This is a genomic window from Nocardioides albidus (assembly GCF_006335005.1).
GTDB lineage: Bacteria > Actinomycetota > Actinomycetes > Propionibacteriales > Nocardioidaceae > Nocardioides > Nocardioides albidus.
On sequence record NZ_VDMP01000012.1, the window covers coordinates 85,563 to 95,127 of the forward strand.

At 72.4% G+C, this 9,565-nt stretch carries 5 protein-coding genes and 1 pseudogene; 2 read left to right on the top strand and 4 right to left on the bottom strand.

Annotated features, from left to right (window positions below; all coding sequences use genetic code 11):
* Positions 1 to 203 (bottom strand): annotated as a pseudogene (locus FHP29_RS22370) (aspartate aminotransferase family protein); the annotation flags it as partial.
* A gap of 124 nt (positions 204 to 327) precedes the next feature.
* Here FHP29_RS22370 and FHP29_RS01590 point away from each other — a divergent pair.
* Positions 328 to 1,767 (top strand): gamma-aminobutyraldehyde dehydrogenase, encoded by a 1,440-nt coding sequence (locus FHP29_RS01590; RefSeq protein ID WP_139621122.1) that lies wholly within the window; start codon positions 328 to 330, stop codon positions 1,765 to 1,767.
* A gap of 46 nt (positions 1,768 to 1,813) precedes the next feature.
* Here FHP29_RS01590 and FHP29_RS01595 read toward each other — a convergent pair whose 3' ends face one another.
* The 3 genes from FHP29_RS01595 to FHP29_RS01605 are packed head-to-tail and all read right to left on the bottom strand — an operon-like array spanning position 1,814 to position 7,481.
* Positions 1,814 to 5,281, bottom strand: a complete 3,468-nt coding sequence (locus tag FHP29_RS01595; RefSeq protein ID WP_139621123.1) for an ATP-binding protein — start codon at positions 5,279 to 5,281, stop codon at positions 1,814 to 1,816.
* Positions 5,278 to 5,994, bottom strand: coding sequence for a DUF4194 domain-containing protein (locus tag FHP29_RS01600; protein ID WP_139621124.1), 717 nt, complete (start codon positions 5,992 to 5,994; stop codon positions 5,278 to 5,280). The genes FHP29_RS01595 and FHP29_RS01600 overlap by 4 nt, the downstream gene beginning before the upstream one ends.
* On the bottom strand, positions 5,991 to 7,481 hold the full coding sequence (locus tag FHP29_RS01605) for a DUF3375 domain-containing protein (protein WP_139621125.1): 1,491 nt from the start codon (positions 7,479 to 7,481) through the stop codon (positions 5,991 to 5,993). Before FHP29_RS01605 ends, FHP29_RS01600 begins: the two co-directional genes overlap by 4 nt.
* A gap of 140 nt (positions 7,482 to 7,621) precedes the next feature.
* On the opposite strand from FHP29_RS01605, the gene FHP29_RS01610 reads away from it, so the two are divergent.
* Entirely contained in the window at positions 7,622 to 9,469 is a 1,848-nt protein-coding gene (locus FHP29_RS01610) for a GMC family oxidoreductase (protein WP_139621126.1), read from the top strand.
* Positions 9,470 to 9,565: the final 96 nt, after the last annotated feature.

Genomic DNA, 9,565 nt, shown 5'->3' on the forward strand with positions numbered 1-9,565 from the left:
CGGCCGTGGCCGAGCTGGCTCACGAAGAGGCCGCCGAGAGCGTCGAGATACTTGCGGCCCTGGGCGTCCCACACGTAGGCGCCGTCACCGCGGACGATGATCGGCACCTCGGCGGTGTCGTACGACGACATGCGGGTGAAGTGCATCCACAGGTGCTCCCGCGCGGACTTCTGGAGGGCGTCATGCGCCGTTGCGTCTACCACCCCACCATCTTGACTTCCCAGCCGCCAAACAGCAAGTGAATCCGTGGCCTTCGGCCAGATCAACGACGGATTTCGTTGGACGGGGGCTGTCCTGAGGCTCTCCTGATCGCTACGCTCGCCAGCCATGACCGCCCTGCGCAACCTGATCGACGGCGTGAGCGCCGACGCCGCCTCCGGCGCGACCTACGACGTGGTCGACCCGGCCACCGGCCAGGCCTACGCCACCGCGCCGGCGAGCGACGCCGAGGACGTCGACCGCGCCATGCGCGCCGCCGAGCGCGCCTTCGAGACGTGGGGCGACACGACGCCGAAGGTGCGTCAGGAGGCGCTGCTGCGCATCGCGCAGGCGATGGAGGACCGCGCTGAGGAGTTCGTCCGCGTCGAGTGCCGCAACACCGGCAAGCCGCTCGGGCTGACCGCCGACGAGGAGCTGCCTCCGAGCGTCGACGAGCTGCGGTTCTTCGCCGGCGCCGCCCGGGTGCTGGAGGGTCGCAGCGCCGGCGAGTACCTCGAGGACCACACCTCCTGGGTGCGCCGGGAGCCGATCGGCGTGGTCGCCCAGGTCACCCCCTGGAACTACCCGCTGATGATGGCGATCTGGAAGGTCGCGCCGGCGCTCGCCGCGGGCAACACGATCGTCCTCAAGCCGAGCGACACGACCCCCGCGAGCACGGTCCTGCTCGCCGAGGTCGCGGCCGAGTTCTTGCCACCGGGCGTGCTCAACGTGGTGTGCGGGGACCGATCGACCGGCCGCGCCCTCGTCGAGCACCCGACCCCGCAGCTCGTCGCGATCACCGGCTCGGTGCGCGCGGGCATGGAGGTGGCGGGCTCCGCGGCAGCCGACCTCAAGCGCGTCCATCTCGAGCTCGGCGGCAAGGCCCCGGTCGTGGTCTTCGACGACGCCGACGTCGCCACCGCCGCCGAGGCGATCGCGGCCGCCGGCTATTTCAACGCCGGTCAGGACTGCACCGCCGCGACGCGGGTCCTCGCCGCGGCCGGCATCCACGACGAGCTGGTCGCCGCGCTGGCCGAGCGGGCCCGCAGCACGCGGACCGGCCTGCCCGCCGATCCCGGCATCGCGTACGGCGCCCTCAACAACCCCGATCAGCTGGCCCGGGTCGCCGGCATGGTCGACGGGCTTCCCGACCACGCCCGCATCGACGCCGGCGGCACGCGGCCCACGATCGCCGGCGGCGAGGGCGGCTACTTCTACGACGCGACCGTCGTGTCCGGCCTGCGCCAGGACGACGAGATCGTGCAGAACGAGGTCTTCGGGCCAGTAATCACCGTGCAGCGGTTCGGCGACGAGGCCGAGGCCCTGCGCTGCGCCAACGACGTGCGCTACGGCCTGTCCTCCAGCGTGTGGACCAAGGACCACGCGCGCGCCCTGCGGATGTCGCGCAAGCTCGACTTCGGCGTCGTGTGGATCAACACCCACATCCCGTTCGTCTCGGAGATGCCGCACGGCGGCTTCAAGCACTCCGGCTACGGCAAGGACCTGTCGATGTACGGCCTCGAGGACTACACGCGCATCAAGCACGTCATGTCCTACACCGGGGACTGACACCCGTCCGGATGGCCCGGGCGGCCCCGGATCGCCCCGGCAGACGTCACACGGCGTCGGTGATCCGGGTGATCCACGACTGGTGGGTCGTGGCGTTCTTGGTGATCGCGAGCAGCTCGTCCATGTGCGGCTCGAGACCGGTGACCTTGTCGAGCGGGACGCCGATGATCAGCTGGAACCCCAGGCCCCTCCAGGCCTGGACGGCTCGGCCGGCGAACTCCGAGTCGGCCTTCACGAAGCCCTCGTCGAGGAAGACCGGCGCGAACCGCGGCCGCGAGCGCATCTCGTCACCCAGCCGGAAGCGCAGCGCGGAGCCGACGATGAACGCCACCAGCTCCTGGCTCTCCCCACCCGACTTCTCTCCGAGCGTGCGGTACGTCGCCCGCAGCTCGCCGGTGAGGTGGTCGTAGCGCTCGGCGCTGATCTCGACGTGGCGGCGTACGTCGAGCAGCCGGTCACGGTCGCCGAGGGACGCCCCGTCGCCCGACTGGTCCGGCTTGCGCAGCTGGCGCATGAAGCGGCTGAGCTCGGTGAACCTCTTCTCGAGATCCTCCTCCTTCAGCTCGGTCGTGGCACCGGAGGACAGCGCCCGCAGGTCCTTCATGAACACCTGCACGTGCGCCGGCGCGAGGCGTCGCAGGCGGATCCGCAGGCGGTCGCCCGACGCGCCGAACTCGAGGCGGCGCAGGATCGCGTTGATCGGCTCGAGCCGGTCCTCGATCTCCTCGACCGACGACGACATCGCGCCCAGCAGCGGAACGAGGTCCTGGCCGCTCCACTCGGTGAGCCGGCGGCGCCACTCGGAGCGCCGCTCGGCGAGGCCCTTGCCGCGGATCTCCTCGAGGATGCGGGCGTAGTCCGGGTAGGAGTCGGCGCCCGCACCCAGGTTGGGCGAGTCCCAGGTGAACTTGTAGCTGCGGAAGATGGTGGCGAGGTCGTCATCGCAACGCCGGATCTCCGCCTCGGCGTCGGCGAGCGCGGTGCGCAGCCGCTCGCCGAGGCGCTGGGAGTTCTCGAGGAAGCGGTCGAGATCGTCCGGGTCGGCCGGAGCCGCGGCGGCGGCGAAGTCGGCCGTCAACGCGGCGTCCTGCTCGTCGTCGAGGACCACGACACCGGCGCTCTCGACGGCGATCACGCGGTCCTTGATCATGTCCTCGGCGTCGGCGAGGGCGGCGTGGTCGGCGTTGAGCTGGCGCTGCTGCTGGTCGAGCCGGAACCGCTCCTGCCGGGCTTCGTTGAGCTGCTCGGTGAGCCCGTCGATCTGCGCCTGGAGCACCTGGAGCCGGTCGTCGGACGCGAGGATCGCGGCGCGACGCTCCTCCAGATCGGCGATCCGGCGATCGCTGCCGGCCACGTCGACGTCGTCGAAGCGGACCATGACGATGGCGTCGTAGGCCTTGCGCTGCAGGTCGAGGAGGCCGGAGCGCCGGCCCAGCTCGGCCAGGCGTCCGTCGATCTCCCCCAGGCGCTGCTCGACGTCGGCCAGCTGGGCGTCGATCTCGGCGATCGCCTCCTCGCTGGAGAAGCCGATGATGTTGCGCTGGTCGCTGCGGCCGTGGGCGCCGCGGCGCCCGTTGCGGGTCTGGCCGGCCAGGGTGACCCGGAACCCCGGGCCGTCGAGCTCGGTGGCGGTCGCGACGCAGAGGGCGTTGCGCGCCGGCTCCTCGACGTGCTGCTGGATCCAGCCGGCGAACGGCGAGTCCTTGAACAACAGCTTGCCCGCGATCCGCTCGGGGTCCGCGGGGCCGGTCTCCGGCAGGTCGAGCTCGACGCCCTGGAACGTCAGGCGTGCGGGCAGGCGCAGCTCGTCGATCGCGGCCGAGAAGTCCGAGAGCCGGTCGAGCGGGACGAGCATCATCCGCGCGCTGCCCCCGAGGACGGTCTCGATCGCCGTGCGCCAGCGCGCCTCCTCCGGAGCAACGTCGATCAGCTCCGCCACGAACGGCAGCTCCTCGACCGCGAGCCCGCTCGCGCGGGCCACGGCGGTGCGCAGGTCGTGGAGATGGGACGGCACCCGGCCCGCGCGGCTCTCGAGGGAGGCCCGCTCCTGCTTGAGGACGGACTGCTCCTGGGTGAGCGGGAACTGCTGCTCGCGGAGCACCGTCTCGCGCTCGGCCTGGAGCCTCTTCTGCTCCTTCTCCCCCGCGGCGACCCGCTCGCGCGCGTGCTCCTGGAGCGCGGTGAACGCACCGGCGTCCTCGAGCGCGGACTCGAGGTCGGGCGGCTCCGCGCCGATCGGGTCGGTGAGGCCGATCAGCGGGTAGACCCGCTCCTCGAGCTCGGCGAGCCGGTTGCCGCGCTCCTCGCGCACGATCCGCTCCGCGTCGGCGAGCGAGGCCAGCGCCTGCAGGTCGCCGCCGCCGGCCGCCCGGTGGGCCTCCTTGGCCGCGTCGAGGTCGCCGGTCAGCTGCAGCTCGGCGGCCTGGGCGGCGGCGAGCTCCTGGACGGTGGCGGACCGCGCGGCGCGGTTGGTCGCCACCGCGCCCTCGATCAGGCGCAGGTGGGTGCGCAGCAGCCAGTAGCGCAGCGGCGTCTGGTCGCCGCTCAGCGTGATGCCGTAGGAGTCGAGCTCTGCCAGGCGCCGGGCGGCCGTCGTACGCCGCTCGTGCATCTCGGTGATGGGCTCGAGCAGCTCGAGCTTCTGCTGCTCGGTGCGCATGGCGGCGTGGGCGGCGTCGAGGTCGTCGAAGTGCTCGATGGCGCGGTCGGCGGCGGCGAAGGTCGCCGGACGCTCCAGCACCATGTCCTTGTAGAGCTCGTCGACGCTGCGGACCTGGTTGCCCGCCTGGATGCGGGCCAGCAGGCGCAGCGCCTTGGCTCCGTCGCCGCCCTCGCCGATGCCGAGGCGGGCCTGCAGGACGGCCGAGAACTCGGCGTAGGTGCGGTGGACCCGGATCCCGGGGAAGAGCTTCTTGAGCGTGTTGGCGTGGAACTTCTCGGGCACGGCCGCCTCGAGCTTGTCGAGCGGCAGCGGGCCCTCGTGGGTCCACATCTGCATCAGGACGTCGCTCGAGCGCGCGGCGCGCCGCGGGACGTAGTAGGTGCGCAGGGCGGTGAAGCGACCGCCCTGGTCGCTGACGAAGGTCATCGCGACCGCGCCCCAGGTGTCGGCGCCACGCCCGCGCAGCAGCTTCTCGACCGGGCGCCCGGTCTTGGGGTCGTCGACGACGTCGACCGCGCCGCGCAGGTAGGACAGCAGGTTGCGCTGGCCCGCGCTGCGGGCCCGGCCGGCGACGGCGTCGTTGGAGGCGCCGTTGAACTTGGTGTCGGAGGGCATCATCAGCGCCGTGTAGGCATCGAGGATGGTGCTCTTCCCGACGCCGGAGGCGCCGGAGATCATCGTCGCGTCGCCCGCGAGCGGCACGGTGGTGAGCCCACCGAAGCCGCCCCAGTTGACCAGCTGCAGCAGCGAGGCACGCCACTGCACGGTGTCGTCGACCGGCGCCGCGACGGTCTCCTCGGCGAACAGCCCGTCGTTGGCCTCGGCGACCCGCTCGGCCTCGTCGATGCTCATTCCTCCCCCTCCCGCTCGAACAGGTCCCCATCGGCGGCCTCGACGCCCCGCTCGGTGCCGTTGGCCTGCTGCAGTGCCTCCAGCAGCTCCTGCAGCAGCTCGAGCGGCAGCAGCGGCTCGACGGCCTCGCTGATCTCGAAGCGCTCCTCGGCGGCCGTCGGGATGAGCAGCCCGGCCTTGGCGACGGCCGTGACGGCGTTGCGGGCGCGCTTCTCGTCGCCCGACTCGTCGGTGGCGTGGGCCGGCCGGTAGGTGGCGATGTAGTCGACGATGTCCTCCCGGTCGACGTAGACCCGGGCGTCGCCGCCCGCCAGCCCGGCGCGGAGCCGGTCGCGCAGGTGCACCAGCACCAGCGTCTCCTCGCGCGACCAGGCCGTGTCGTGCAGCAGGGTGGGGAACCTGGCCCCGCCCTCGGCGAGCGCCTGACGCTTCCACGCCACCTCGCGGTCGCGGTCGATCTGGAGGTCGAGGAACAGGTCGTTGAGCCGGGAGCGGAAGGTGCGCTCGTCGTCGATGAGGACCTGCCAGTCCCGCGGGTGGGTGCGGGCGCTGATGAACCGCTGCTTGAGCAGCGCGACCAGGGCCTGGCGCTGGGCGTACTCGAGGCCGCCCTCGTCGCCCTCGAAGAGGGAGACCGAGTGGTCGTCGACGACCTCGAAGTCCTCGACCTCGTCGGCGTACTCCTGCTCAAGCTCTCGTCCGTCGACGCTCACGCGGTGGACTCCTCTCGGTCGAGGTCGGGATCGGGCAGGGGCGTGCGCGGCACGGCGAAGGTGCGCCGCGACCCGTCCGGGCGTACGGCGGCGAACGACTCGAGCGTCTCCTCGGCGCCGAGGTCGCGGTTGGCCGCGAGGTGCAGCAGGCCGAAGATCTCCACCGGCCGGCGCAGCGAGGGCTCCAGGCTGTCGAACAGCTCGCCGAGCGAGGCGGCGGGCAGCAGGTCGCGCAGCGCGTCGTCGAGCCGCTGGCGCAGCGAGCCGAGCTGGGGCCCGCCCTGGGCCATCAGCTCCGCGAGCGAGAGCGTCGGCGCGGGGGTCGCGTCGGCGGCGCTGATCCGCTCGGGCAGCACGTCGTCGGCCGGGTCGTAGAACCGTTCGCGCAGGTGGTCGACGTTGACCCGGGAGGGCAGCAGCGCCACCTCGTGGGTCGCCCGCGGACCGGTCCGGGCCATCCACGTCATCAGCTCGGACTCGACCTGGCGCAGGGTCTGCTCCAGCTCACGGTCGCGCGCGGCGTCGTGGGAGACGATGTATTCCTTGAGCGTGGCCGTCACCCGGCTGCGCTGGGCCAGGACCCGGTCCAGGCCGTCGCGCACCAGCCGGACCGTGCCGCGCAGCTCGGCCCGGTCGGCGTCGCCGAGGATGGCGTCGGACAGCGGGTGGTCCAGGAGGGCCGAGAGGTCCTCGCGCAGCTGGGTCACGAGGGCGTCGTCGCGCAGCAGCGCGAACGCGCCCTCGAACGCGCGCCCCTCGTGGGTGGCCGTCATGAGGGAGTCGGCGCGGGCGAGATATTCGTCGATCACCTCGCCCGCCGGGCGGTCCTCGGCCCGGAACGCTGCGAGGATCTCGGCGCGGATCGTCGCGAACCGCTCCTCGACCCGGGCGAAGTCGCTGGGCAGGGCGGAGATCAGCGAGAGCAGCTCGGTGAAGCCCTCGACCATGTAGTCCTCGGTCGCGCTGACCATGTCCGCGCCGTCGACGAGCCGGTCGCGCTCGGCCTTGAGCCGGGCGATCTCCTCGTTGAGCAGGCTCACCCGCGCTCCGCGGTCGGGGTTCGCCTCGGCGTTGAAGCGTCGTACGGTGCCCAGGATGGTCGCGATCCGATGCTCGCTGAGCGTGGCGCGGTCGCGGGCGAGGTTCTTGACCAGCTCGAGGGCCTGCTGGGCGTGGGAGGTCAGGGAGTAGACCTCGTTGCCCTGCTCGTCGAGCGAGCGCACCAGCCACTGGCCGCGCATCCAGCGCTGGCAGATGTCGCGGCCGCTGCCCGAGGGCACCTCCGACTCCCCCGCGAGCGCCATCTCGGCGAGGTGCTCCTCGACCTGGGTGTGCAGGCGCGCGGTGGGGATCGGCTTGTTGTTGCGCCCGAAGGCCGCCCGGAAGATCGTGATGACGACGGGCGCCTGCCGCTGGTGCAGCAGCGTGAGCGTGGGCTGCGCGAAGGCGCCCTTGACCCGCGCCAGCTCGCCGGCGATCTCGCTCACGTCTCCCCGCCCTTCCGTGCCCGCTCCTCCAGGGGAACGCCACATCGTTCCAGAGGGGTACGACGCAATCGCGCGCCACCCCCGTCGAGGCCCTCGATCTGCCTCTACTCGGGGGCGCCGCCGACTGCTACGTTCGGCCGATGGGTGAGGCTGCGGACTTCGTCGTTGTCGGTGCGGGCTCTGCGGGGGCGGTGATCGCGGCGCGACTGTCCGAGGACCCGACGACGCGGGTGGTCCTCATCGAGGCCGGCGGCGCGCCGCCGCCCGCCGAGCTCATGCCGGCCGCGTGCCCGGTCCTCCAGGTCAACCCGGAGACGGACTGGATGTACACCGCCGACGCCGGCGGGGCCGGGCTCGGCCTGGCCGGCGGCCGGATGATGGTGCCGCGGGGCCGGATGCTGGGCGGCTCGTCGGGGATCAACTACCTGGCCTACGTGCGCGGCCACCCCGGCGACTTCGACAGCTGGGCCGAAGGCGGCGCCTCCGGCTGGAGCTACGACGAGGTGCTGCCCTACTTCCGCAAGAGCGAGGCCCTCGTCACCTCCGGCGAGGTCCCGATCGACGCCGAGGCCCACGGCACCGACGGGCCGCTGGGCGTCGCCGTACGAGCGCCTGTCCTGCCGGGCGCCCAGGCCTTCGTCGAGGCCGCCGTCGCCGCCGGCATCCCGGCGGGCGACTACAACGGCCGCGACCGCGGCGGACCGGCGGGACTCGTCTCCCTCCTCCAGACCACGACCCTCGCCGGCAAGCGCGCCAGCACCTATCACGCGTTCCTCGAGGGGAAGCCGGAGATCCGGCCCAACCTGATGGTCCTCACCCACGCCCAGGTGACCCGGATCGTCATCGAGGGCGAGCCGGGCGCACTGCGGGCGACCGGGGTGGAGTACGTCGACGAGAACGGCGCCACCCAGGTGATCACCGCGCGCAACGAGGTCGTGCTCAGCGCCGGGTCCATCGGATCGCCCCAGCTCCTGATGGTCTCGGGCGTCGGCCCGCGCGAGCACCTGGAGGACGTCGGAGTCGCCTGCCGGGTGGACGCCCCGGACGTCGGGCAGCACCTCAAGGACCACCTCCAGTTCGGGCTGTTCGTGCCTGCGCCCGGGCTGGGCGTCTCGATGGTGAGCATGGGCATCGCGATGGGCCCGGACGCGCTGCGCGCCCCGGCCGGTCCGCTGCCGGCCGACCCGGCGGACGACGGATCGCTCCCTCCGGAGCTGGAGGGACTCCGGGCCGAGGCCGAGCGCCAGGTCACCGAGTGGTTCACGACGGGCAGCGGACTGGCCTCGTCCTCGCTGTACGACGCCAGCGCCTGGTTCTCCACCGGTCTCGGCGACCCGCACACGCACGACGCGCAGATCGGGCTCTTCGCGTGCGGCTACAACGCCGACATCTGGCAGGGCGTCCTGCGGGTCGATCCCGCCGCCTACTTCGCCGACCCGGAGACGGCCCTCTCCCCCACCGCCGAGAGCATGCTCGTGCTCGCCAACCCGGTCCAGCCGCACAGCGAGGGCGAGATCCTGCTGACCAGCCCGGACCCGCGCGAGGCCCCCGACATCCGGATGAACTACTACGACGACCCGCACGACATGGCGGTGATGATCGCCGTCGTACGCCGCGCGCTCGACATCGTCGACAAGCTGCGCGAGGCCCACGGCGTCGGCGAGGTGCAGGTCCCGCCCGCCCTCGCCGCGAAGCACGGCCACACCCCCGGCGCCGAGATGAGCGACGCGCTGATCGAGGACCTGGCCCGCCACTACTCGTTCACCGTCTACCACCCGACCAGCACCTGCCGGATCGGCTCGGTCGTGGACCCCGACCTGCGGGTGCTGGGCGTGGACGGCCTGCGGGTCGCGGACGCGAGCGTCATGCCGAACGTCGTCAGCGGCAACACCAACGCCGCCGCCATCATGATCGGCGAGAAGGCCGCCGAGCTGATCGCCCGCGACCACGGCCTGACGCTGGACGAGTTCGTGGGCGGGCCTGCCTGACATTCTTGGAAGTTGCCCGCACGGGCGCTTGATTCGAACGCGTGTTCGAGTATCCTGGAGGGGTGGAGGACTTCTCGGATCTCGACGCGACGGCGC

Excerpts from the sequence above, each read along its gene's own strand:
- FHP29_RS01595 (WP_139621123.1), bottom strand. The coding sequence starts at position 5,281 with ATGAGCATCGACGAGGCCGAGCGGGTCGCCGAGGCCAACGACGGGCTG.
- FHP29_RS01610 (WP_139621126.1), top strand. The coding sequence starts at position 7,622 with ATGGGTGAGGCTGCGGACTTCGTCGTTGTCGGTGCGGGCTCTGCGGGG.
- FHP29_RS01590 (WP_139621122.1), top strand. The coding sequence starts at position 328 with ATGACCGCCCTGCGCAACCTGATCGACGGCGTGAGCGCCGACGCCGCC.